This window comes from Nocardiopsis quinghaiensis, assembly GCF_008638365.1.
In the GTDB taxonomy this organism is placed as follows: domain Bacteria; phylum Actinomycetota; class Actinomycetes; order Streptosporangiales; family Streptosporangiaceae; genus Nocardiopsis; species Nocardiopsis quinghaiensis.
The window spans coordinates 190,849-213,374 of the sequence record NZ_ML703337.1 but is presented as its reverse complement, the minus strand read 5'-3'; the positions used below and the strand labels follow the sequence as shown (position 1 = coordinate 213,374).

Below are 22,526 nucleotides of genomic sequence, written 5' to 3'. Positions count from 1 at the left end.
GGTCCCTCGGATGCGGCTCCGGTCCGTCAGCTCCGCGTGTCGGCGAGGTTGCTGGCGGGCCCCTCGACCCGGTAGTCGTCCAGCGCGGTGACCACGTACACGGAGTCCTTGTCCTCGGTCTCCAGCGAGGTGTCCCCGGTCACGCGCACGAGGTTCTCGGAGGACAGCGCCTCGCAGTACTCCTCCACGTCGCCCGACTCCACCGGCTCGGCCTCCTCGGAGTCGAGGCGGTAGACGGCGTAGGAGCTCGCCCCCTCGGTCCTCTCCCACTCCAGCTTGGCCCGGTCGTCCTCGGACGTGGCGGTCAGCCCGCTCACTGCCTCGACCAGCGGCTCTCCCTCACGGGAGTCGTCGGACAGCGGCGGCAGGGCGGGATCGCTGTAGTGGTCGCCGGCCAGTTCCTCGTAGGCCTCGTCGGCCACGTTCGTCAGGGACTTGAAGGAGAAGTAGACGTCTCCCTCGACCTCGGGGTAGTCGGCGGTGTAGTGGAGCTGGCTGCTGAGCGTGTCCCTGTCCCAGCCCTCGTCACCGGCGCGGTAGGCGGCCTGGCCGATGTAGAGGTCCACGTCGGTGCCCTTGACCTGCTCGGACCACCACGGCACCAGCTTCTCGTAGTCGGCGACGTCGAATCCGCGCTCCCAGTACAGCTGGGGCACGATGTAGTCGACCATCTCCTCCTTGATCCAGGTCCGGGTGTCGGCGTGCTGGACGTCGTAGGACTCCAGACCCGAGGTGTCCGAACCGTTGGAGTCGCTGGTGCCGTTGCGCCAGATGCCGAACGGCGAGATCCCGAAGCGCACCCAGGGCTTGGTCTCCTGGATCTGGTCGTGCACGCCGCCGACGAACTCGTTGACGTTGTCGCGGCGCCAGTCCTCGCGGTCGTCGAAGTCCTCGCCGTGCCTCTCCCACGACTCGTCGTCGTCGAACTCCTCGTCCCCGTCGGGGTAGGGGTAGAAGAAGTCGTCGAAGTGCACGCCGTCGACGTCGTAGCGGTTCACCACGTCCATGATCACGCGGGTCACCCATTCCTGGACCTCGGGGTTGCCCGGGTCCATGAAGCCCTCACCGCCGTAGCGGATCATCCAGTCGGGGTGCTCCTTGACCGGGTGGTCGTCGGCCAGCTCCTCGATGTCGGAGTCCATGCCGATCCGGTAGGGGTTGAACCAGGCGTGCAGTTCGAGACCGCGCTCGTGGGCCTCGGCCACCGCGTACTTCAGCGGGTCGTAGCCGGGGTCGCCGCCCTGCTCGCCGGTCAGGTACTTGGACCACGGCTCCAGGTCCGACTCGTAGAACGCGTCGGTGGTGGGGCGCACGTGCAGGAACACCGTGTTCAGTTCGAGATCGACCGCTTGGTCGAGGCGCTCGCCGAGTTCCTTCTTCTGCTCGTCCGCGCTCAGGCCCGACTCGGAGGGCCAGTCGATGTTGCCGACCGTGGTCAGCCACGCACCGCGCATCTCGCGCTTGTCCTGCGTCGCCGCGCACCCGGCGGCGGATCCCGGGCCGGGACCGGGACTGGTTCCCGGTGCGGTCGGGTTGTCGGCGGCACCGACGATGGCGTATCCGGAAACCATGAGTCCCGTGGCGGCGGCCACGGCCATCCACCGGGAGCGCCAGCGCGGTGAGAGGCCGGCTCGTCGTCCAGGGGTCAAGAGAACTCCTTGAGCTGGGGTGACGTCGGGTCGACGCCGTATCGGACCTCAGAGTAGGCGAAGGAGTAACGTTTTGGACAACGCTGGGCCGATTCGTGGTTTGGATCTCATCTAGCCGGGGAGAACAACTTGTCGGCCTCTGGGAGGTGCCTTCTGAGTGTTCCTCCCTCCAACACCGCCGACGGCGTGAACGTTCCCGCTCGCGCACATTGTTCTGGGAGGTCAGGCCGTCTCAGGAGGGTCCGCGCACTCCCGCGGGCAGGAGCGCGCGAGGAGGAACACGGCCACCGCTCCGCGGAGAGCGCGTAGCGGCCGGAGCGGGGCCCGCCCGTCCGGTCGGCGAGGTGGCCGGCCGCGTGCTGTTCGTGTTCGTGGCGCGGCTCAAGCGCCGGGCGCCGCCGTGGACTCGCGCACCACGAGCCGGGGAGGGGCGATGGCGGGGACCTCGGCCGCCGTGCCGTCGAGTTCGGCGACGAGCCGCAGCGCGGCCGCGCGCCCGAGTCCGACCAGGTCCTGGCCGACGGTGGTCAGCCGCGGCTGCACCAGCGCCCCCAGGGGAAGGTCGTCGTGGCCGACCACCGACAGGTCCCGGGGCACCTCCAGCCCCCGCCTGCGCGCCGCGTTGATCCCCGCGATCGCCATCATGTCGTTGGCGTACAGGATCGCGGTGGGCCGCCCGGCCAGGGACAGCGACTCCTCCGTGGCGACCGCCGCGGCCTCCGCGGTGAAGTCGGAGACCTGCAGCAGGACGGGGGAGAGCCCGTGCCGCAGGGCCGCCTCCTCGAGGACACGGCGGCGGAAGCCTGTGTGCACGCGGTCCTCGGGGCCGAGGACGTAGGCCACGCGCCGGTGGCCCAGCGCGGCCAGGTGCTCGACCGCCTCGGTCACGCCCCGTTCCTGGTGGGGAGCGCGCACCACGGGTACGGGGTCCTCCCGCCACGGCGTGCCGATCAGCACCGCGGGCAGCCCGAGCCCCCGCAACAGGTCGAAGCGGGTGTCGCTGACCAGGCTCTCGGTGAGGATGACGCCGTCGACCCTGCGCTCCTCGGCCAGGCGCCGGTAGGCGCGCCGCTCGGCGTCCTCCTGCTCGCCCACGATGTGCAGCAGCAGCCCGTAGTCCACGGGGGCGAGTTCGCGCTCGATCCCCGATATCAGCACGGTGAAGTGCGGATCGGAGGTCAGCAGGTCCGGCGGACGGCGCGAGACCATGCCGATGGCCCGGGTGCGCGCTCCACGCAGAGCCACGGCCGCGGCCGAGGGCGACCACTGGAGCTCGCCGACCGCGTCCAGGACGCGCCTGCGGGTGGGCTCGGCGATGCTGCCCTTGTTGTTGACCACCTTCGACACGGCCGAGACCGACACCCCCGCCAGTGCGGCGACATCGGAGATCGTGGGACGGCCGCCGCTCCTACGGGCGCCCATCACCGTGCTCCGGGCCCGGGCGGGGCACCGGGTACGGGGGCCGTCTCGCGCACCAGTGCCGCTCCCTTCGCGATCGTGGGGTCCCGCGTCCCGCCGCCGGGAGGGGCGGCGCCGACCGGGGGCGGTCAGATTACCAGTCGCCACGGGCACGTATCCGGAGCGACCACCTGTCCGGAGTCCTCTCCTCACAGCGGCCGGGGGGATCGACACCCCGGAAGGAAAACGATATACCTACACCGGGAGCCCACATGAGGAAGGACCGGTATGCAGCGCAACTCCGCCAAACTCGGTACGGCCGACGAGCCCCGGACCTGGGTCGGCGTCAACTTCTGGTCCCGCACCGGGGGACCGCTGATGTGGCGGGACTACGACGGCGCGGTCATCGACGGGGAACTGCGCGTCCTGCGCGACCACGGCATCACCGTGACGCGCAGCTTCCTGTACTGGCCCGACTTCCAGCCCGCCCCCGACACCCTCGACCCGCACATGCTGGAGCGGTTCGACGACTTCCTCGAACGCCACCGGGCCCTGGGCATGCACACCATCCCCACGTTCATCGTCGGCCACATGTCGGGGCAGAACTGGGACCCCGCATGGCGCGAGGGCCGCGACATCTTCACCGACGCGTGGTTCGTGGACCGCCAGGCCTGGTACGTACGGAGCGTCGCCGAGCGCTGGAAGGACCACGAGAGCATCGCCGGGTGGCTCCTGACCAACGAGATCCCCATCTACGCCGACTGGCGGGGGCGCGGCATCGGCACCCTGGACCACCGTGCGGTCACCGCCTGGGCCCGGTCCCTGGTCGGAGCGCTGCGCGAGGCGGGCGCGCAGCAGCCCGTCTCCGTCGGCGACGGTGCCTGGGGCGTGGAGACGACCGGAGCCGACAACGGCTTCCGGGTGCGTGAACTCGAACCCCTCATCGACTTCCACGGCCCGCACGTGTACCGGATGGAGGACGACCCGGTACGGCAGAACCTCGGCGCCGCCTTCACCTGCGAACTCCTGGACCTGGGAGGCAAGCCGGTGGTCATGGAGGAGTTCGGCGTGACCTCGGACTACACCTCCGAGGAGAACGCGGCGCACTACTACCGCCAGACCCTGCACAACACCCTGCTGGCGGGCGCCACCGGCTGGATCCCGTGGAACAACACCGACTACGACGCGCTGTACGACCAGGAGCCCTACAGCCACCATCCCTTCGAGATGCACTTCGGCCTCACCGACGACCAGGGCAGGCCCAAAGCGCAGCTGAGGGAGGTCCGGGAGTTCACCGACCTGCTGCGTCGCACCGACTTCGCGCGCCTGTCACGCCCGGACACGTCGGTCGCCCTGGTCGTGTCCTCCTTCCTGGAGCGGATGTACCCCTTCACCCAGCCGCAGGACGCGAGCAGCGTCCTGGCCCACACCCGGCAGGCCTACGTGGCCGCGCGCGAGGCGGACCTGCCCGTGGGCGTCGCCCGGGAGGCCGACGGGCTGCCCGAGGACTGCGCCCTGTACCTGCTGCCGTCCGCCAAACAGCTCACCGCGCCCGCCTGGCGTCAGCTCGTGCGCCGGGCGGAGGAGGGCGCCACCGTCTACGCCTCCTACTTCGTCGGCGAGCACGGGACCCAGCGCGGGCCGTGGTGGCCCAGGCTGGACGAGACCTTCGGGGTGGTCAAGCAGCTGCGCTACGGGCTCACCGACCCCATCGAGGACGACCGGCTGCGCATGACCTTCCGGCTGGACTTCGGCGGTGTCGGCGCGGGCGAGACGCTGGAGTTCCCCGTCGCGGGCAACGCGCACTCACGGACCTTCCTCCCGGTCGTGCCCGACGGCGCCGAGGTCGTGGCCACCGACGCGCACGGGCGCCCCGCACTGCTGCGCAGGCGCACCGGCCGGGGACAGCTCGTACTGTGCACCTACCCGCTGGAGCACATGGCCGCCCTCACCCCGGCCGTCAACCCCGAACCCACGTGGCGGCTGTACGCGGCGCTGGCGGTGGAGGCGGGGGTCCGCCCCCACGTGCGGGTGGAGGACCCCAGGGTCCTGGTGGGCACGATGCGCCACGAGGGCGGCCGGGAGCTGGTCTGGTTCCTCAGCCAGCACCCGGAGCCCCTGAGCGCCGAGCCCGTCCTGGACCGGGGCCGCCTGGCCGACCTCGACGGGGCCGGGATCCGCTCGGTCGACCTGCCCGCCTACGGGGTGAGGGTCGCCGAACTCATCACCTGAACCACGCCGGGACGGGGGCGGGGCGAGGCCTCCGCCGCCGACCGGACCGAGGACACCGACACACGAGGAAGCACCCATGAGGATCACCTCCGCCGACGTCATCGTGACGTGTCCGGGGCGCAACTACGTCACCCTGAGGATCACCACCGAGGACGGTGTGACCGGCCTCGGCGACGCCACCCTGAACGGCCGTGAGCTGTCCGTCGCCTCCTACCTGCGCGACCATGTCTGCCCCCTGCTCGTCGGCCGCGACGCCGGGCGGATCAACGACATCTGGCAGTACCTGTACCGGGGCGCCTACTGGCGGCGCGGCCCCGCGACGATGACCGCGATCGCCGCCGTGGACTGCGCCCTGTGGGACATCCTCGGCAAGGAGGTCGGCAGGCCCGTCCACCAGTTGCTGGGCGGTGCGGCCCGTGAGGGCGTCATGGTCTACGGCCACGCCAGCGGCGGGTCCGTCGACGAACTCCTCGACTCGGTCGCGGAGTTCCTGGACCGGGGGTACCGGGCGGTCCGCGTGCAGGCCGCCGTACCCGGGCTGGAGAGCACCTACGGCCTGCACCACCCGGGCACCGGCGCCACCTACGAGCCCGCCGACGGCGCGGTGCCCACCGACAACGTGTGGCACACCCCCGCCTACCTGGACTTCGCGCCCGAGATGGTGCGTGCGGTCCGGGAGCGGTTCGGCTACGGCTTCCACCTGCTGCACGACGTCCACCACCGGCTCTCCCCGCTGGAGGCGGCCCAGCTGGGCAAGGCGCTGGAGCCCTACCGCATGTTCTGGATCGAGGACCCGACCCCGGCCGAGGACCAGGAGGCCTTCCGCACGATCCGCCAGCACACCACGACCCCGCTGGCCGTGGGAGAGGTCTTCAACTCGATCTGGGACTGCCAGCACCTGATCACCGAGCGGCTCATCGACTACGTACGGATGTCGGTCTCGCACAGCGGAGGCATCACGCACCTGCGCAGGGTCTTCGACCTCGCCGACCTGTACGGCGTGCGCACCGGCTCGCACGGCGCGGGCGACCTGTCGCCCGTCTCCCTCGCCGCTGCCCTGCACCTGGACCTCACCGTGCCCAACTTCGGCATCCAGGAGTACATGGGACACCTGGAACCCGCGAGCGAGGTGTTCCGGACCACCCACACGTTCGAGGACGGCTACATGCACCCGGGCGACGCGCCGGGCCTGGGCGTGGAGATCGACGAGGCGGCCGCGGCCCGCTACCCCTACGAGCCCCGGTACCTGCCGGTCAACCGCAGGCTCGACGGTTCGATGCACGACTGGTGAGCGGGGTCACTCGTCCAGTCTCCACGCGGTCGCGGTGACCTCCCCGCCGTCGGCGAGGTCGAGCTCCACGGGGGGCCTGACGGGGCGCACCGGGGCGGGGAGCGGCGTACAGCACGTGCGCGGCCCTGTCGGAGAGGGCCATGGCGTCCCAGCCGAGCGTGGCCACGGCCTGACCGCCGAAGGGCACGGTCACCGTGGCCGGACCCGGGTCCTCGTCCGTGAAGGGGCTTCCATGGGTGACCTCGACGCCGATCTCCGCGCCGTCCTGGCCGGCGAACGCCACGTCGGGGTAGCCGTCCAGCACGCAGGGCTCCTCCGCGTGGTTCGTGAACCGCAGGGTGAGCAGGCGGTGGCCGGTCGCGCCGTCGGGGGCGGGGCCTGTGCGGTGTGCCGGTTCAGGACCTCCACGCCCCGCACGTTCACCGCCGGAACCGAGATTTGACCGATGCGCGCACCCTCGCGGCGGGCGCACACTCACGGGAGACAACGCGACCACACAGCGAAGGAACCGACCGTGAGCCACCCCCCACTGCGCGTCTACGACATCATGGCCTGCGACGTCTACTGGGACTTCGAGGGGACTCCGCTGCCCAAGGAGCAGCACAAGTTCCTGGTGTCCTTCCACCCCACGCCCGGCGTGCCCACCCCCCAGCTGGTGGAGTCGATCACCGCCCGCGGCCCGGGCGGGTACGAGGTGGAGTTCAGCAACCAGCGCTTCACCCCGGCCAACACCGACGGCCACATCTACGACCGCACGCTGGACTACTACTGGTACATGGTCAACCTGCCCACCGGCTTCCTGGCCGAGGGCGAGTACACGATCGAGGTGCGCGGCACCGACGGCAGCGTGCAGACCCGCTCGCGCCACCAGGACGGCGGTGTGTCGCGGCGCCTGGTCGAGCACTACACCGCGCACCGGGACGAGGTGCTGGCCTCCTTCACCCCCTCGGGAGGGGAGGAACTCGCCGACGTCCCCGAGGTGGGTGGGCTGCACTGCTCATGGAGGACCCTGGACCAGCTCGGAGGGCCGGAGGCCTACTACATCCACCGGTTGTCCAAGGGCGCCTCCGCACGGGAGTTCGACACCCAGAACCTGACGTGGTGGGACAACATCTTCGTCCAGCGCATGCACGGCCACGCCGAGGCCGGGCGCGGCCGGGGACAGGTGCAGGTGGGCGCCGGCCTGGAGCCGGGCACCTCCTACGCCTACTTCGTCGAGATCACCGACGCCAACGTCCAGGGTGAGACGAACATCTGTGTCTTCCAGCCGCACCAGGTGTTCCGCACCCCGGTCGCCAGAGCGGCCACCGCCCCGGCCTGAGTCCCTTTCCGGCCCGGGGCCGCCCCCACGGCCTCGGCCGGGGGCGGGAGCGAGGAGACCGGGGAGGAGCCGGAAGGGTCCCTCCCCGGTCGCCCCGGCCGCACCGCTGACGCAGACCCGACCACCTTGGGAACACGCCCCTAGCGCGCGACCCCGCTCAGCTCGTTGGGCGCCTCCTCCAGTGTCACCGAGGCGGTGACCTCACCGGACCCCAGGTCCAGGGAGTGCACCTGCTTCGTGGCGGGGTCGCTCACGTAGGCGGTGCCGCCGCGCACGAAGAGCGCCGGGCGGGGCTGCTGCCACTCCAGCGGCTCCCGCCACTCGTCCATCACCTCGATGCCGTCCACGACCTCGCCCTCCTCGGGGTCGATCACGTGCAGACCGCCGTCGGTGCCCAGCACCAGGGCCTCACCACCGGGTCCGCGGCCCAGAGAGCGGAAGGTGTAGCTGCTGGGCAGGTCGACCAGGCTCAGGCTCGCTTCCGTGGTGTCGACGAGGGCGATCCGCTCGGGACGCTCCAGTTCGGCGTCGGGGTCGGTCTTGTAGTCACCCAGGACGATCGGAGACTCCCCGCTCCCGGCCTGGTTGCCGATGCGCCCGTAGGCGTCGGGGCTGTCCACCTTGGTGAACCCGCCCTCCTGGTAGATCAGGACGCCGTCCTCGCAGCCGATGACGACCGTCTCGCCCCCGGCGGTGCTCTCACCGTGGACGCCCGGGCACTCCTCGCTGCGTGCGACCTCCTCCCCGGCGGCGTCCAGGACGACGGCGCCGACGCGCTCCTCCTCGTCGCCGAGGGTCAGCAGCGTCTCGCCGTCGGCCAGTTCGACGGCCACGCCGTGGTGGGCCTCCTCGGCCGTGCGGACGTCGGTCTCGGGCAGGCCGTCACCGAGGGCGCCGGTGTCGAAGGCGGTGATCTCGCCGCTGCCGTCGGCGAACAGGACCGTCCTGCCCGCGTGCCGGACGACGTGTCCGGGGGAGTCGGCGGGGAAGAGGGCGTCGGTCAGCTCCGCGCCGACGGCGTCCAGGACCTGGAAGCCCTCCGGGGTGGAGACGAGCACGTGCCGTTCGTCACCGGCCGGGTTGATCCGGTTGAACCCCTCCAACGGGATGTCGCCGACGACCTCCAGGGTCTGGCCGTCCAGGACGTAGAGGCCGCCGTCGTAGGTGGTCACGACCGGGTCCTGTGCCACCGCCTCGGCCGCGGCGCGCTCCTCGCCGCCCTGCTCCTGGGGAGCGTCCTCTCCGGTGCCGCACGCCGTCAGCAGGAGTCCCGCGGACAGCAGCACGGGCAGCACCGCCCTGGGGGTGGCGGGGTGTGGTGATGGTGTGTTCATGGGTTCTTTCCGCTGCTTTCTCTCGGGGTTCTGGGGGACGGTCCGGGGAGGCCGACCCGGTGGTGCCGGGATCCTGGGCCCGGTCACTCGCCACGCAGTCCGGTGGCGATGGACCCGGTGTTGGCGCGCATCATCTCCAGGTAGGTGGCCGCGCCCTGCCCCTCCTCGCTCAGCGACTCGGAGAACAGGGGGACGACGTCGACACGCACCCCCGCCTCCTCGGCCATGACGGTGGCCAGGCGGTCGGGCTGGGAGGAGTCGGCGAACACGGCGTCCACCCCCGCCTCGCGCACGGCGTCGGAGAGGGACTTGAGGTCGGAGGTGCTCGGCGAGGCCAGGGTGGTGCCACTGGGGATCACGGTGCCGATGACCTCGAAGCCGTAGCGCTGGGCGAGATAGCCGAAGACGTGGTGGTTGGTCACCAGCTTGCGGTCCTCCTCGGGGACGGCCGCGAACTCCCCGGCCATCCACGCGTCGAGTTCCTCCAGCTCGGCGGTGTAGGCCTCGGCGTTGGCGCGCACGGCGTCGGCGTCCACGCCGTCGACCTGCCCGGCGACGTGCTCGGCGATCAGGTCGACCGCCAGCACGACCCGGCGCGGATCGGCCCAGAAGTGCGGGTCGGGCTCGCCCGCGCTCTCGTTGCCCGCCGAGGCGTCCCCGTGCCCCTCTCCCGCCGAGGCGAAGGAAAGGGGGTCTACGCCCGCGCCGACCTCCAGGGCGGGCACCCCGGCCTCCTCGGCCGCCGCGACGTTGCGCAGCACCCCCTCCTCCAGGCCGAGGCCGTTGTAGACCACGAGTTCCGCGTTCTCGACGACGGCGGCCTCCCGCGCGGAGAGGGCGAAGGAGTGGGGGTCGGCGTCGGGCCGCATCAGGACGGTGACCTCGGCCTGGTCGCCCACGACCTCCCGGGTGATGTCGCCCAGGATGTTGGTGGTCACCACGATCCCCTCGCCGGTGTCCGCTCCGGGCGCGCAGGCGGCCGATCCCAGGAGGGCGGCTCCCGCCAGTGCGGCCGCGGTCGCTCTGCGCAGGAGCGCCGGTGGCGTGGCCATGTCGGTCACCGTCCCGTCCCGACCATGAGGTGCGGCGTGATCCCCGTCTCCAGGGTCCGCGCCACGCGCAGGTCGTCGTTGTAGTCGATCTCGTGGACGACCCCGCCCTCGGCGTCGTTGACGTAGGCGCGGCTGGTGTCCGCGCGGATGACGGGGGCGTGTGCGGGGTCCGTGCCGTCGAGCAGTTCGGTGGAGGCGTTCTCCCCGCCCGTCTCCGGGTCCAGGGAGTGCAGGGTCCCGTCCCCGGTCAGGGCCAGGACGGGAGCACCCGCGCCGACCGCCGTCACGGCCACGGCGCCGGGCAGGTCCAGCCGTGTCCACCCTGGTCCGGCCAGGTCCAGGACCCAGACCTCTCCCTCGGTCGACACGGAGGCCAGGGTCGCGGAGCCGGGGCGGTGGTGGAACTCCTCGGTCCGCCCCCGCGCGCTTTCGGGGTGGGGGATCAGCGCGCTCGTGAGCTTTCCGCCGTCCTCGGCGACGTGGAGGGTGCCGTCGGCACAGCCGATGACCGCTCCGCGCCGGGTGAGGGCCTGACCGCGGGGTTCGGCGCAGGTGTCGTCGAGGAGTTCCAGGGGGGACCCGTCGCGTTCGTGGACCCTGACCCCGCCCTCCGAACCGCCCTCGGCCACCAGGATGCGGCCCGCGAGGGGCAGGACCGCCTCGGCGCCGTCGGGTACGGGCACGGTCGCCTCGACCGTTCCCTCCTCCAGGGCGGTCCGGTCCAGCACGGCGGTTCCGCCGCCCCGGCCGGCGAGGACGGTGAGGGCGGTGTCCGTGGACACCCGGTCCGCCGCGAGGCCCTCCACGGGGCCCACGGCCCGGATGTCCGCCCGGTAGTAGTGGCTGTGGTCCCCGTGGTCGACGGTCCACGCCCCGCTGTCCACGATGTGGGTCCTCTGGTGGTCCGACGACGACAGGTAGGCGAAGCGGCCGTCACCGGTGATGCCGTCGACGCCCTCGACGGGGTCGAGGCCGGTGCTCTCCCCGGTGATCAGGTCGAGCACCCGGACCTCGCCGCCGTGCGCGTCGGCGACCACGAGGCGCGACTGGGGTTCGGCGCTCTCCCGTGCTCCCTCGACGTGGCCGTGGGGGGTCTCCTCGGGGCGGTCCGCGGCGCCTTGGGCGGCCTCGCCCGCGCAACCGGTCGCGAGGAGGAGGGCGGACAGTCCGGCCGCGCCCAGCGCGGTGTTGCGGTGTTCACGCGTCATGCGTCACCGGCCTCTTTCGTCTGTACGGGTTCTCTCGGGAGTGCGGATACGGGGGGTTCGGGGGTTCGCAGGGGGACGGGCGTCCTGAGGCGGGACCGCGCGGCGGCGGCGCACGCCGAGGTGAGGAAGAGGGCCGTGGCTGTGGCGGTGATGGTGGCTCCGGCCGCCGTCTCCCAGTGCCAGGACGCGAGGAGGCCCAGGAGGACGGAGGCGCTGCCGAGCACGGCCGCGACCAGCATGATCGCGGGAACGCTGCGTGCCCACAGGGCCGCCGCCGCGGGGGGAGCGATGAGCAGCCCGAACACCAGCAGGGTGCCGACCACGTGGAACGAGGCGACCACGGCCAGGGTGACCAGGCCGAGCAGGGCTCCGTGGGCGATCCGGGGCGCCAGCCCCAGGGTGTGGGCCTTGCGGGGGTCGAAGGCCAGCGCGAGGAAGGCACGGTGCCCCGCGACCGCGACCACCAGGGCCGCGGCCAGGGCGGCGCCCAGATGGACCAGGTCGCGCTCGCGCACCGCCAGGACGTCCCCGAAGAGGAAGCCCGTGAGGTCGACCGCGAAGGAGGCGGAGTGGGAGACGACGATCACGCCGACCGAGAGCATCCCGACGAAGAGCAGTCCGATGCTCGTGTCCTGGGACAGCCGTGACGAGCGGCCCAGCGCCGTGACGCCCGCCGCCATCGCCCCGGCGGCCAGGGCCGCGCCGAGCACCACGCTCTGGCCGAGCAGGGAGGCCAGCGCCACACCGGGCAGCATGCCGTGCGACATCGCGTCGCCCAGGAAGGCCATGCCGCGCAGGACCACCCAGGTTCCGGCGAGCGCGCAGATGAGTGAGACCAGGATCCCGCCCCACAGCGCGCGTTGGACGAACACGACCCCGAACGGATCGAACAGAGCTTCCATGGTGAGACACTGTACAACGATAATCATTATCGTTTTCACATGGGGGTGGGCATGAGGAATCCGGCGAACCGGGTGGAACTGGAGGGCGTGTACGCGGGTTACGGGAGGCGCGACGTCCTGCGGGGCCTCGACGCGGTGATCCCCGCCGGGGCGGTCACGGCTCTCGTGGGACCCAACGGCTCGGGCAAGTCCACGCTGCTCGGGCTGCTGGCGGGCACGGTCCGGGCCCGCCAGGGGAGGGTCGTGTCCGCGCGGCGGCCGCGCCCGGCCCTGGTGGCCCAGCGCAGCGCGGTCTCCGACGCCCTGCCCGTCACGGTGCGCGAGGCGGTCGCGATGGGGCGGTGGGCGCACCGGGGCTTCTGGAGGCCGCTGACCAGGCACGACCGGGTCGTGGTGGGCGAGTGCCTCGAACGCATGGGGGTCGCGGACCTGGCCGGCCGCCGTCTGGGTGAGCTCTCGGGCGGCCAGCGCCAGCGGGTCCTGGTCGCCCAGGGCCTGGCCCAGGAGGCGGACCTCCTCCTCCTGGACGAGCCGTCGGCGGGGCTGGACCACCGTTCACAGGAGCGTGTCCGCCAGACCCTGGAACAGGTGGGCGCCGACGGGACGACCGTCGTCCACGCGACCCACGACCCCGGTGAGGCGCTGGGCGCTGGCCACTGCCTCGTGCTGGCGGACGGCCTGATCGCGGCGTCCGGCCCACCGGCGGATGTCGCCTGGGCCTGGGACGCGGCCCGGGGGAGGATCGGCGCGCACCCCGTGGAGCCGGTCACTCCCGGAGGCTCTCCCGTGCTCGGGGACCCGTGAGGAGGGCACCGCACGCGAGCGGCCGTCGCAGGACCTCTCCGACGGAGGGCGGGCCCGTGGACCACCAGGTCGGCGGGCCGCCGGGAACGGGCCAGCGGGTCAGCGGGTCAGGAGCGCGCGCACCGGGTTCGCGCTCCGCGCCGGGCGCCGCCGGGCCCGCCTGCGGGCGAGCACCACGGCTGCCCCGCCCAGCGCCCCCACCGTGGTCAGGCGGCGCACGGCGGTGCGGCGCCCGCCGTGCCAGCCGCCGTGGATCCTTCCGCCACCGGACTCGGGCCGGTACAGGTTGCCGCTGTTGGCGGCCTCGGGTTCGTGGCGGGACAGGTGGTTGCGGTCGACGTGGACCCGCATGACGCGCTCGGCCGTCCCCGGGGCGATCTTGGACAGTGCGAGCAGACCCCGGCCCGGGCCCACGACGACCTCGCGGCGCGGTGCGCGCACCAGGTTGACGATGGTGCGCGCCACTCTCTCCGGGGTGTAGACCGGCGGCATCGCCACGACCCTGCGCCCGGTGTAGTTCGCGGCGTGGTCGAAGATCGGGGTGTCGATCGCGGCGGGCAGCACGGTGCACACGTGGACGCCCCGGTCACCGGACAGGGCGAGTTCCTGGCGCAGGGAGGAGCCGAGAGCGCGGACGGCGAACTTCGTCGCCCCGTAGGCGTGGGTGTAGGGCTGGGCGACCACGCCCACGATCGAGGAGACGTCGACCAGCACACCGTGACCCTGCCCCTGGAACCGGGACAGGGCCTCCCGCGCTCCGTGGACGTATCCCATGAGGTTGACGTCCACGACCCGTCGAAAGTCCTCCAGCGGCACCTCGGTGAAGGAGCCGAACAGGGTCAGCGCCGCGCAGTTGACCCACACGTCGATCCGGCCGAACTCCTCGGTCGCGCGGCGGGCCAACTCCTCGACGCTCTCGTGGTCGGCCACGTCGGTGACGACCGCCAGCGCACGGCCGCCGCGGGCACGGCACTCCTCTGCGGTCTCCTCCAAGGCCCGCTCGCCCCGGGCGGCCAGCACCACGGCGGCCCCTCCGCGGGCGAGTGCCAGGGCGGTGGCCCGTCCGATCCCGCCGGACGCGCCCGTCACCACGGCGACACAACCCCTGACCCGCACGATCACCATCTCCCCCGCGCCCGACGGCATACGTCTGACAGGGCGTGTTCGGCGGGCAGCACCCGTCGAGCACACTCCTAGGTCGTGTTTTTTGCACCGTTCCGGACCCGCGTCCGCCAGGCCGCCTCTCGCCACGCCTCCGCGCTCGTGAAGCACGACCAGGCTGGACTTCGCACATCGTCTTGCGAGAGATCGCCTGGGACGGCCGCTCGCCGACCCGAAAGCCTTCCAGAAAACACTCCCTGGGCGACGGCTACCCGGGATCGCCAGGGGCACACGCCGCCCGTCGCGGGTCGGGAGTTCGCTCAGTCCTGTTTCTGAGGTGAGGGCTGGGCGGTCCGCACCAGGACCAGGGCGGCCCGCAGGGACTGCTCGGCCTCCTCCAGATCGCCCTCGGTGTGTTCGGAGCCGGGGTCGGCGTGTGCGGCGACGAGGGCGTGGGCCGCGAACATCGCGGCCTCGGCCGCCGCGCCGGCGCGTGAGGGGGCGGGGTCGGTGGCCCACTGCCAGTCGGCGATGGTGCGTTCCATACGCCGGTACAGCAGGGCCTGGGCCAGTTCGCGGTCCTGCACGGTGTCGGCCCAGGAACCCGGTGCGCCGTCGCGTCCGGGTACCGGGGCGGGTCCGGCCCGCATCTCGCCCGCGGCGATCAGGCTCTCGGCCAGCACGGGCTCATCCTCGCTCCGGGCACCATCGGGCCGGTGCTCGGGGTCGAAGAGCGGCGGAAGACCCAAGGCGGTCAGTGCACGCACGATCGGATCCGGACCACCCAAAGTCCACATGAGTTTTCGCCTCTTGACCATCTGTTGACTGTTGTCAGGGACTGCCTTCCCAGATTGTCGACGATCCATTCCTTGGATGTTGGCAAAACAGGAGGAAGGGGACGGGGTCCGGGCCCGTGAGGGAGTGATCCCGCCGGAGGCGGGGCGGTACGGGGAGGCTAAACTCTCCCGAGCGGAAGCGACGAACGGCTGAACGGGGCGGTGGACACGCACACGAGCGGTCGCGCCTTCCGTTCCGAACGAGACGCCGACGAAGCAAAGGACACATGGAACCCGCCTTCATCGTGGCAGCGTTCGCCGGAGGCCTCGCGGCCCTGGCGCTGCGCCTGCCGCCCATGGTCGGCTTCCTGGCAGCGGGGTTCGCCCTCAACGCCCTGGGCTACGGCCTCACCCCGGCACTGGGGACCGCCGCCGATCTCGGCGTCACCCTGCTGCTCTTCGGTATCGGACTGAAGCTGGACGTGCGCTCCCTGCTGCGCCGCGAGGTGTGGGGGACCGCCACCGTCCACATGCTCGCCTCCACACTGCTGATCGCCGTGTTCGTAGGGGCGCTGAAGTTCACGGGGCTGTCACTCCTCCAAGGCACCGGCTGGCCCACACTGCTCCTGCTGGGCTTCGCCCTGTCGTTCTCCAGCACGGTGTTCGCCGTCAAGGTCCTGGAGGCGCGCAGCGAGTCCGGATCGCTCTACGGGCGCCTGGCCATCGGCGTGCTCGTCATGCAGGACGTGTTCGCCGTCGTGTTCCTCTCCGCCTCCTCGGGGGCCTACCCCAGCCCCTGGGCCCTGCTCCTGTTCCTCCTGCTGCCCGCGGCCCCGGTGCTGCGGCACCTGCTGGACCGGATCGGACGCGGGGAGATGCAGGTGCTCTTCGGCGTGGCCGCGGCCCTGGTGGCGGGGTACGCCCTGTTCGACCTGGTGGGCCTCAAGGGCGACCTGGGGGCGCTGGTCCTCGGCCTCCTGCTCGCTCCGTCGGCCAACGCGGCACCCCTGGCCAAGTCCCTGCTGTCCGTGAAGGAACTCCTGCTCGTCGGCTTCTTCCTGAGTATCGGCCTCACCGCTCTGCCCACCGGTGAGTCCCTGCTGGCGGCACTGCTCCTGCTTCTGGTGGTCCCGCTCAAGTCGGTGCTCTTCGCGGCGCTGTTCCTGCGCTCCCGCCTGCGCTACCGCACCTCCCTGCTCGCGGGCATGACCCTGGGCAACTTCTCCGAGTTCGGCCTCATCGTCGGGGCGCTGGCGGCCTCCCAGGGGTGGCTGTCGGACGAGTGGCTGGTGGTGTTGGCCCTCGCGGTGGCGCTCAGCTTCACCGCGTCGGCGCCGCTGAACACCGCCGGCGAGTCCGTCTACCGGGCGTCCGCGCCGTGGCTGGGCCGGTACGAGCGCTCCGACCTTCTGGAGAGGGACCGGCCCATCGACATCAGCGGTGCGCGTGCGGTGATCCTGGGCATGGGACGCGTCGGGCGCGGCGCCTACGACCGGTTGGCCGAGGCGCACACGATTCCGGCTGTGGGGGTGGAGCACGATCCCGCCACAGTGGCCGGGCTGCGCCGACAGGGATACCGGGTGGTGGAGGGGGACGCCACCGACTCCGACTTCTGGGAACGCCTCAGCCTCGCCCCGGCGATGGAGCTGATCGTGCTGGCCATGCCGAACCAGCGGGGGAACCTGGCGGCGCTGGACCAGCTCCGAGGAAAGGACTGCCGGGCCAGGATCGCGGGGGTGGTCAACCACGAGGACGAGATCGTGCAGCTGCGCGAACAGGGCGCCGACGCGGTCTTCCATCTGTACGGTGAGGCGGGCCGCGCCCTCGTCGACGACGCCCTCATACGCCCCGGTACCTGACCCCGGTGGTGGAAGGCGCGGCGGACCCGCGCGGACCCCAAGGCGCACGCCTCCGTTGCGTCCCACCGGATCCGCGCGGTACGGCGGCCCCGGGAAGTCGCCGCTCTCCGGGGTGCGGCCGCCGGTCCCGGCGTTCAGGAGCGGCCGGCTCCCCGCGCCAGGGCCCGCCCCGACCACGCCCGGGCCGTCGCGAGGTGGGCGCGGGCGACGCCGGTGCCGGGCGCCCAGGACTCGAACCCGTGGGGCGCCCAGCGCACAGGGTGGAAGGCGGCGGCGAGCCCGCCTCCCGCGCTCTGCCCCCCGACGGCCACGCGCGAGGGATCGACGCCCAGCTCCCGGGCCGTGGCGCTGCACAGGGGGGTGTCCTGCACGGCGCGGCCGATGACCAGGCCGCCGCCGTGGATCCACAGGAGCGCGGCTTGCGAACGGCGTTCCTCGGGCCGGTACACCCGGACGCCGGGGCCGCCTCCTCGGGCAGCTCCAGCGTGACGCCGGGCAGGTGACGGGCGTCCATCCGGCGCATCAGGAAACGCGTGGCGCGCAGGGCCCACGGAAGCCGCACCGGTATCTCCGGCGACCGGAGCAGGGTACCGCGCAGCTCCGGCGTCACCCTCGACAGCCTCATGACCGCGCTTCCGGGATGAAGGCCGTCGGCATGAGGACCCCCTCGTGGTCGGCGATCGGGCGGCCGTGAACCTACTGCATCGACCGGTCGTCTACGGCACGGCCTGGCGCAGGGCGTCCGAGACCGCCTTGGCGCCGCCGTGAGTGCTGTACCCGCCGTCCACGGGGATCTCCGCGCCGGTGACGAACGAGGACTCGTCGGAGACCAGGAACACGACCAGGGGCGCGATGTCCTCCACGGTTCCCGTCCGACCGAGCGGGGTCTGCTCGACGCTGGCCCGGCGCATCGCCTCCGGCGCGGAGGCGGTCATCGGCGTCTCGACGAACCCCGGATGCAGGGTGTTGACCCGGATCCCGCGCGGGCCCAGCTCCAGGCTGGCCGCCGCGGACAGCCCGCGCAGCGCCCACTTGCTCGCGGTGTAGGCGACCGGGTAGTGCCCGGTCAGGGCCGCGACGGAGCCGACGTTGACGATGGAGGCCCCGCGCGGCATGAGCGGCAGCAGGCTCTGGACGCCCAGGAGCGGTCCGGTCACGTTGACCGCGTGCACGCGGTCGAAGTCGGCCGGGTCGACCTCGTCCAGGCGGTGGCGCAGGGTGATCCCGGCGTTGTTGACCAGTCCGTCCACGCGCCCGTACTCCTCGCGCAGCCAGGCGGCGAGCGCACGCCAGCCCTCGGCGTCGGTGACGTCCAGGCGCCGGTGGACGACCGCGCCGCCGGCCGGCGGAGGCGGTTCGGGACCGACCACGTCGAGGGCGACGACGCGGGCGCCCTCCTCGGCCAGGGCGGTGGCGGCGGCCGCGCCCTGCCCGCGTGCGGCACCGGTGACCACGACGACCTTGCCGTGCAGGCGTTCCATGGTTTCCTCTCCGGCCCCGGGCGGGCCTGCCCCGCCCGGGGCGCGCTGTTCAGGGACGGTCGCGGGGGCGCCTGCGTGCACCGGGCACCGGCTCGACCGCCCTCCCGGGAACGACGGTGTTGGCGACGGTGCCGATGCCCTCCACGGTCAGGGTGACCGTGTCGCCGGGCCGGAGCGGGGGCGGGTCCTGGCGGCCTCGCCGCCCCCACAGCTCGGCCAGGCACCCGCCGTTGCCGCAGGTCCCCGAGCCGAGCACGTCCCCGGACCGGACCCGCGTGCCCCGCGAGGCGTGGGAGAGCATCTCCTCGAAGGTCCAGCCCATGTTGGACAGCAGGTCGACGCCGACCACCTCGCCGTTGACCTCGGCGGTCAGGGCCAGGCGCAGGAACCCCTCCCCGTCGCGGTGGGGCTCCAACTCGTCGGCGGTGACCAGCCAGGGGCCCAGGGTCGCCGCCGCGTCCTTGCCCTTGCACGGGCCCAGGCCCACCTGCATCTCACGGGACTGCAGGTCGCGCGCCGACCAGTCGTTGAACACGGTGTAGCCGAAGATGTGCTCGCGCGCCCGCTCCGGGGTGAGGTCGCCGCCGGGGCGGCCCACGACCGCGGCGACCTCCAGCTCGAAGTCCAGGACCTCGCATCCGGGCGGGACCGGGACGTCGTCGTGTGCCCCCACCAGCGCGGCGGGGTTGGTGAAGTAGAAGGTGGGCGCGTCGTACCAGGCGTCCGGTACCCCCTCCTCCCCGCTCACACTGCGGCGCACGCCCTCGACGTGCTCCTCGAAGGTGACGAAGTCGCGGACCGAGGGCGGCTCCAGGGGAGGCAGCAGCCGGACCCCGGCCAGGGGCACGGGCGCCCCCGTCGCGGGTACGGGGGCACCGCCGACGAGGTCGAGCAGGTCGGTCCCCTCCGGGAAGGGCAGGACCTCCTTCCCCTCGACCACGCCGCAGCGGCGCAGGCCCTCGCGCTGGTAGGTGGCCAGTCTCATGGCGCTCCGATTCGGTGTGAGGGGGGCGGGCTACGCGGGAGGGTCCGGTTCACATGGGAGGAGCGATGAAGCAGCCGCGGTCGGGGTCGTTGAAGGACTCCTTGGCGACGAACTCGTCCATCGGGTTGGCGGTGCCCCACTGGTCGGTGACGTTGGGGTCGGAGAAGTCGTACATGTGCGGGTGCCAGGTGTCCTCGTCCAGCCGCTCCAGCTCGGTGGTGTACTCCAGGGTGTTGCCGTGCGGGTCCATGAAGTAGGAGAAGGTGTTGTTGCCCGCCATGTGGCGCCCCGGCCCCCAGATCTTGCGCACGCCCGCGCGCAGCAGGCGTCCGGTGCCGCGCATGTACTCGTCGATGCCGCGCATCTCGAACGAGACGTGGTGCAGGGAGGCGTGCGGCCCCTGGGCGATGGCGATGCTGTGGTGCGTGGAGTTGCACCGCATGAAGTGCATGACCTTGCCCATGCGCGGGTGCATGAGGGTGTCGGAGAGCGCGAAGCCCAGGTGCCTCTCGTACCAGAGGCGGGTGCGGTCCAGGTCCGGGGAGTTGAGCACGACGTGGGACAGCCGGACGGGGACGGACTCCGTCTCCTCCACCTTGCGGTGTGTACGGACGGCGACGTCGGCCGAGACCTCGATGGTGCGGCCGTCCACGTCGAAGAACCGGACCCCGTAGCCGCCGCCGGGGGTGTCCATCAGCCCGGGCTCGTTCACCATCTGCACGCCCGCCCTGATCAGGCGGTCGGCGAGGGCGTCCACGTCGGCGGGCGAGGCCGCGCCGAAGGCCACCAGGTCGATCCGCTTCTCCTCGGCCCGGCGCAGTCGGACCACGTAGTTCTCCGGGGAGCCCTCCGCGGCCAGGAAGGACGCCCCCGAGTCGGTCTCGGCCTCGGTCAGCTTCCACATGTCGGTGAAGAACCGCTGCTGCTTGTCGAAGTCGGGCACGGCGAGCGCGACGTGTCTGAGGTGCGTGATGAGCCGGTCGGTCATGGTGACTCCCTCTCTGGTGTGTCGGTGGTCAGGTCGAACAGGGCGGCGGCGTTGCCGCCGCCGATCGCGGCGAGGGCGTCGGGGCCCAGGCCGGCGGCGCGCAGCGCGTCCACGGGCGCGTCGGTGCCCATGTCGAAGGGGTGGTCCGAGCCCAGCACGACGCGGTCGGCGCCCACCGCCTCCACCAGGTGGCGCAGGACCGCGGGGTCGTGGACGAGCGAGTCGAACCACATGCGCCGCAGGTAGGTGCTGGGCGGGTCGGCGCAGCCCCGGGCGTCGGGCCGTACGCGCCAGCCGTGGTCGGCGCGGCCGAGGTGGGTGGGCAGGTAGCCGCCGCCGTGGGCCGCCACGATCCGCAGGTCCGGGTGACGGTCCAGGACACCGGAGAAGACCAGGTGCGACAGGGCCACGGCGTTCTCGGCGGGCTGCCCGACGATGTTGGACAGGTACCAGCGGTCCAGCCGTTCGTCGAGCGTGCAGCCGAAGGGGTGCAGGAAGAGCACCGCCCCGGTCTCGGCGGCCCGCGCCCACAGCGGTTCGTAGGCGGAGTCGGACAGCTCCCGGCCGGGGGCGTGGGAGGAGATCTCCACGCCCCTGAGCCCGAGGGACAGGGCGTGGTCGAGCGCCTCCACCGCCAGGTCGGGGTGCTGGAGCGGGACCAGGCCCAGGCCCACCAGCCGGTCGGGGGCTCCGGCGCAGTGCGCGGCCACCCCCTCGTTGGCCAGCTTGTGCGCGCGCTCGGCCAGCCCGCGCCCGGCCCAGTAGTGGTAGTGGGACGGCGAGGGGCTGACGACCTGCACGTCCACCCCCGCGGCGTCCATGTCGGCCAGCCGGGCGCAGACCTCGGTCAGGCGGCTCAGGCGTTCGCCGACCATGCGACCGCTGACCCCCAGGGACTCCTCCCCGTTGCGCCTCGCGTCGGTGGCCCGGTGCTCGTCGTGCCCGGGCTGGCCGGAGACCTCCCCCTCCACCTCGGGGAGCAGGACGTGGGCGTGGACGTCGACGATCATCACGGCAGCTCCGAGACCAGTGCGGAGACCTTGCGCATCATGCCGGGCACGTCGGCGTCGCGGACCCCGTCCAGCTGCCAGTCGGCCAGCGTCACCGACGACTCCACGACGGTGCGGGCGCGCTCGAAGCGCCGGGCCGTGAACGCGTCGAACAGGGTCTGGTCGACGGTGTCGGCGTCGAGCAGCAGCTCGGCCAGCACCAGCGCGTCCTCCATCCCCTGGGCGGCGCCCTGGGCGAGGGTGGGCGGGCAGGCGTGCACGGCGTCGCCGATGAGGACCGTCCGGCCGCGGTTCCACGGTCCCTCCACCAGCAGCGACTCGAACCACGTGTAGTTGACCCGGTCGGAGTCGGCGATGTCGGCGCGGATCTCGTCCCAGACCCCGCCGTAGCCCTTCGACAGCTCGGTCATGTGCGCGGCCCTCTCCGACACGGTGAAGTCGGCGTTCTCGCGGGCCCGCTCCACCAGGTAGGCGTACATGGTGTCCGGGCCGGTGGGGCAGTAGCCCGCGATGAAGCACGGGCCTCCGTAGACCAGGTCGGTGCGCTCCACGCTGGCCGGGCGGCGGGTGTGGATACGCCAGATGCCCATACCGGTCGGTCGCGGTTCGGCGTCGACGCCGATCATGCGGCGGATCGTGGAGCGGATGCCGTCGGCGCCCACGACCACGTCGTAGTGGTCGGAGTCGCCGTCGGAGAACAGCACCTCCACACCGTCCGGCTGGTCGGTGAGGCTGCGTACGGTCAGCCCGAGGCGCAGGTTCGCCCCGGCGGAGCGGGCCGCACCGGTGAGGATCGCGGCCAGCTCGGGGCGGTTCATCCCCACCGTCGCGGGCAGGTCCGGGCCGCCGGTGCGCACGTCGGGGATCTCCGCCAGCAGCGACCCGTCGGGCGCGCGCAGGCCCAGGCTGTCGAAGGGGAAGCCCGCCTTTTCGACCTGTTCCCACACGCCGAGCTCACGGAGGACCCGGAGCGCGTTGCCCTGGACGGTGATGCCCGAGCCGAGGGCGTCGGCGTCGTGCTTGATCTCGGCCACGTCCACGCGCATGCCCTCGCGTGCCAGCAGGATCGCCAGGGTCAGGCCGGAGGTTCCGGCACCGACGACCAGGACGTTGTCAACAGCTTTCATGGGGGGTC

20 protein-coding genes are annotated in these 22,526 nt (G+C 72.4%); 5 read left to right on the top strand and 15 right to left on the bottom strand.

What is annotated here, in order from left to right; translation table 11 throughout:
• Positions 1–26 precede the first annotated feature (26 nt).
• Complete coding sequence (locus FYX01_RS00970) at positions 27–1,598, bottom strand: glycoside hydrolase family 10-like protein (protein WP_150236611.1); 1,572 nt, start codon at positions 1,596–1,598, stop codon at positions 27–29.
• A gap of 432 nt (positions 1,599–2,030) precedes the next feature.
• Complete coding sequence (locus FYX01_RS00965; protein ID WP_150236495.1) at positions 2,031–3,071, bottom strand: LacI family DNA-binding transcriptional regulator; 1,041 nt, start codon at positions 3,069–3,071, stop codon at positions 2,031–2,033.
• Positions 3,072–3,335: 264 nt separating this feature from the next.
• Between FYX01_RS00965 and FYX01_RS00960 the strand changes: the two genes are divergently transcribed.
• Both FYX01_RS00960 and manD read left to right on the top strand, forming a co-directional pair.
• Positions 3,336–5,279, top strand: a complete 1,944-nt coding sequence (locus FYX01_RS00960) for a cellulase family glycosylhydrolase (RefSeq protein ID WP_150236493.1) — start codon at positions 3,336–3,338, stop codon at positions 5,277–5,279.
• A gap of 76 nt (positions 5,280–5,355) precedes the next feature.
• Complete coding sequence (gene manD / locus FYX01_RS00955) at positions 5,356–6,570, top strand: D-mannonate dehydratase ManD (protein ID WP_150236491.1); 1,215 nt, start codon at positions 5,356–5,358, stop codon at positions 6,568–6,570.
• Here manD and FYX01_RS00950 read toward each other — a convergent pair.
• Positions 6,533–7,042, bottom strand: coding sequence for a DUF4232 domain-containing protein (locus FYX01_RS00950; protein WP_223830251.1), 510 nt, complete (start codon positions 7,040–7,042; stop codon positions 6,533–6,535). The genes manD and FYX01_RS00950 overlap by 38 nt on opposite strands.
• 42 nt (positions 7,043–7,084) lie before the next feature.
• Between FYX01_RS00950 and FYX01_RS00945 the strand changes: the two genes are divergently transcribed.
• Positions 7,085–7,891 (top strand): hypothetical protein, encoded by an 807-nt coding sequence (locus FYX01_RS00945; protein ID WP_150236487.1) that lies wholly within the window; start codon positions 7,085–7,087, stop codon positions 7,889–7,891.
• Between the two features lie 140 nt (positions 7,892–8,031).
• Here the strand turns inward: FYX01_RS00945 and aztD are convergent, their stop codons facing one another.
• The 4 genes from aztD to aztB form a co-directional block, all read right to left on the bottom strand.
• Complete coding sequence (gene aztD, locus FYX01_RS00940; protein WP_150236485.1) at positions 8,032–9,225, bottom strand: zinc metallochaperone AztD; 1,194 nt, start codon at positions 9,223–9,225, stop codon at positions 8,032–8,034.
• 83 nt (positions 9,226–9,308) lie between these two features.
• Complete coding sequence (gene aztC / locus FYX01_RS00935) at positions 9,309–10,277, bottom strand: zinc ABC transporter substrate-binding protein AztC (RefSeq protein WP_150236483.1); 969 nt, start codon at positions 10,275–10,277, stop codon at positions 9,309–9,311.
• 5 nt (positions 10,278–10,282) lie between these two features.
• The gene (locus FYX01_RS00930; protein ID WP_150236481.1) at positions 10,283–11,485 is read right to left on the bottom strand and encodes an ABC transporter; all 1,203 of its coding nucleotides are present in this window, start codon (positions 11,483–11,485) and stop codon (positions 10,283–10,285) included.
• The gene (gene aztB, locus FYX01_RS00925) at positions 11,482–12,387 is read right to left on the bottom strand and encodes a zinc ABC transporter permease AztB (protein ID WP_150236479.1); all 906 of its coding nucleotides are present in this window, start codon (positions 12,385–12,387) and stop codon (positions 11,482–11,484) included. Before aztB ends, FYX01_RS00930 begins: the two co-directional genes overlap by 4 nt.
• Before the next feature lie 51 nt (positions 12,388–12,438).
• Here aztB and aztA point away from each other — a divergent pair, with 51 nt between their 5' ends.
• Positions 12,439–13,191, top strand: coding sequence for a zinc ABC transporter ATP-binding protein AztA (gene aztA / locus FYX01_RS00920; RefSeq protein ID WP_150236477.1), 753 nt, complete (start codon positions 12,439–12,441; stop codon positions 13,189–13,191).
• A 99-nt stretch (positions 13,192–13,290) separates the two neighbouring features.
• On the opposite strand, the gene FYX01_RS00915 is transcribed toward aztA, so the two are convergent.
• Together FYX01_RS00915 and FYX01_RS00910 are read right to left on the bottom strand one after the other, a co-directional pair.
• Positions 13,291–14,337: an SDR family oxidoreductase gene (locus tag FYX01_RS00915; RefSeq protein ID WP_223830242.1), complete on the bottom strand. Its 1,047-nt coding sequence runs from the start codon at positions 14,335–14,337 to the stop codon at positions 13,291–13,293.
• Between the two features lie 275 nt (positions 14,338–14,612).
• Positions 14,613–15,059 carry a hypothetical protein gene (locus FYX01_RS00910; protein ID WP_223830241.1) on the bottom strand — a complete coding sequence of 149 codons (447 nt, stop codon included), beginning with the start codon at positions 15,057–15,059 and terminating at the stop codon, positions 14,613–14,615.
• A 296-nt stretch (positions 15,060–15,355) separates the two neighbouring features.
• Here FYX01_RS00910 and FYX01_RS00905 point away from each other — a divergent pair, with 296 nt between their 5' ends.
• A complete protein-coding gene (locus FYX01_RS00905; RefSeq protein WP_150236473.1) occupies positions 15,356–16,927 on the top strand; it encodes a cation:proton antiporter domain-containing protein in 1,572 nt (523 codons plus the stop codon).
• Between the two features lie 134 nt (positions 16,928–17,061).
• On the opposite strand, the gene FYX01_RS26450 is transcribed toward FYX01_RS00905, so the two are convergent.
• The 6 genes from FYX01_RS26450 to FYX01_RS00875 form a co-directional block, all read right to left on the bottom strand.
• Positions 17,062–17,376: an alpha/beta hydrolase family protein gene (locus tag FYX01_RS26450; protein ID WP_223830240.1), complete on the bottom strand. Its 315-nt coding sequence runs from the start codon at positions 17,374–17,376 to the stop codon at positions 17,062–17,064.
• A 267-nt stretch (positions 17,377–17,643) separates the two neighbouring features.
• Positions 17,644–18,408 carry an SDR family NAD(P)-dependent oxidoreductase gene (locus FYX01_RS00895; protein ID WP_150236471.1) on the bottom strand — a complete coding sequence of 255 codons (765 nt, stop codon included), beginning with the start codon at positions 18,406–18,408 and terminating at the stop codon, positions 17,644–17,646.
• A 49-nt stretch (positions 18,409–18,457) separates the two neighbouring features.
• Entirely contained in the window at positions 18,458–19,393 is a 936-nt protein-coding gene (locus FYX01_RS00890) for a fumarylacetoacetate hydrolase family protein (RefSeq protein ID WP_150236469.1), read from the bottom strand.
• A 49-nt stretch (positions 19,394–19,442) separates the two neighbouring features.
• The gene (locus FYX01_RS00885) at positions 19,443–20,381 is read right to left on the bottom strand and encodes a VOC family protein (RefSeq protein ID WP_150236467.1); all 939 of its coding nucleotides are present in this window, start codon (positions 20,379–20,381) and stop codon (positions 19,443–19,445) included.
• A complete protein-coding gene (locus FYX01_RS00880; protein ID WP_150236607.1) occupies positions 20,378–21,391 on the bottom strand; it encodes an amidohydrolase family protein in 1,014 nt (337 codons plus the stop codon). The genes FYX01_RS00885 and FYX01_RS00880 overlap by 4 nt, the downstream gene beginning before the upstream one ends.
• The gene (locus FYX01_RS00875; protein WP_150236465.1) at positions 21,391–22,518 is read right to left on the bottom strand and encodes an FAD-dependent oxidoreductase; all 1,128 of its coding nucleotides are present in this window, start codon (positions 22,516–22,518) and stop codon (positions 21,391–21,393) included. Before FYX01_RS00875 ends, FYX01_RS00880 begins: the two co-directional genes overlap by 1 nt.
• Positions 22,519–22,526 lie beyond the last annotated feature (8 nt).

Coding starts and splice junctions, on each gene's coding strand:
- manD (WP_150236491.1), top strand. CDS start 5,356: ATGAGGATCACCTCCGCCGACGTCATCGTGACGTGTCCGGGGCGCAAC.
- FYX01_RS00890 (WP_150236469.1), bottom strand. CDS start 19,393: ATGAGACTGGCCACCTACCAGCGCGAGGGCCTGCGCCGCTGCGGCGTG.
- FYX01_RS00875 (WP_150236465.1), bottom strand. CDS start 22,518: ATGAAAGCTGTTGACAACGTCCTGGTCGTCGGTGCCGGAACCTCCGGC.
- FYX01_RS00970 (WP_150236611.1), bottom strand. CDS start 1,598: ATGGCCGTGGCCGCCGCCACGGGACTCATGGTTTCCGGATACGCCATC.
- FYX01_RS00895 (WP_150236471.1), bottom strand. CDS start 18,408: ATGGAACGCCTGCACGGCAAGGTCGTCGTGGTCACCGGTGCCGCACGC.
- aztC (WP_150236483.1), bottom strand. CDS start 10,277: ATGGCCACGCCACCGGCGCTCCTGCGCAGAGCGACCGCGGCCGCACTG.
- FYX01_RS00880 (WP_150236607.1), bottom strand. CDS start 21,391: ATGATCGTCGACGTCCACGCCCACGTCCTGCTCCCCGAGGTGGAGGGG.
- aztB (WP_150236479.1), bottom strand. CDS start 12,387: ATGGAAGCTCTGTTCGATCCGTTCGGGGTCGTGTTCGTCCAACGCGCG.
- aztD (WP_150236485.1), bottom strand. CDS start 9,225: ATGAACACACCATCACCACACCCCGCCACCCCCAGGGCGGTGCTGCCC.
- FYX01_RS00885 (WP_150236467.1), bottom strand. CDS start 20,381: ATGACCGACCGGCTCATCACGCACCTCAGACACGTCGCGCTCGCCGTG.
- FYX01_RS00965 (WP_150236495.1), bottom strand. CDS start 3,071: ATGGGCGCCCGTAGGAGCGGCGGCCGTCCCACGATCTCCGATGTCGCC.
- FYX01_RS00930 (WP_150236481.1), bottom strand. CDS start 11,485: ATGACGCGTGAACACCGCAACACCGCGCTGGGCGCGGCCGGACTGTCC.
- FYX01_RS00905 (WP_150236473.1), top strand. CDS start 15,356: ATGGAACCCGCCTTCATCGTGGCAGCGTTCGCCGGAGGCCTCGCGGCC.
- FYX01_RS00960 (WP_150236493.1), top strand. CDS start 3,336: ATGCAGCGCAACTCCGCCAAACTCGGTACGGCCGACGAGCCCCGGACC.
- aztA (WP_150236477.1), top strand. CDS start 12,439: ATGAGGAATCCGGCGAACCGGGTGGAACTGGAGGGCGTGTACGCGGGT.
- FYX01_RS00915 (WP_223830242.1), bottom strand. CDS start 14,337: ATGCCGTCGGGCGCGGGGGAGATGGTGATCGTGCGGGTCAGGGGTTGT.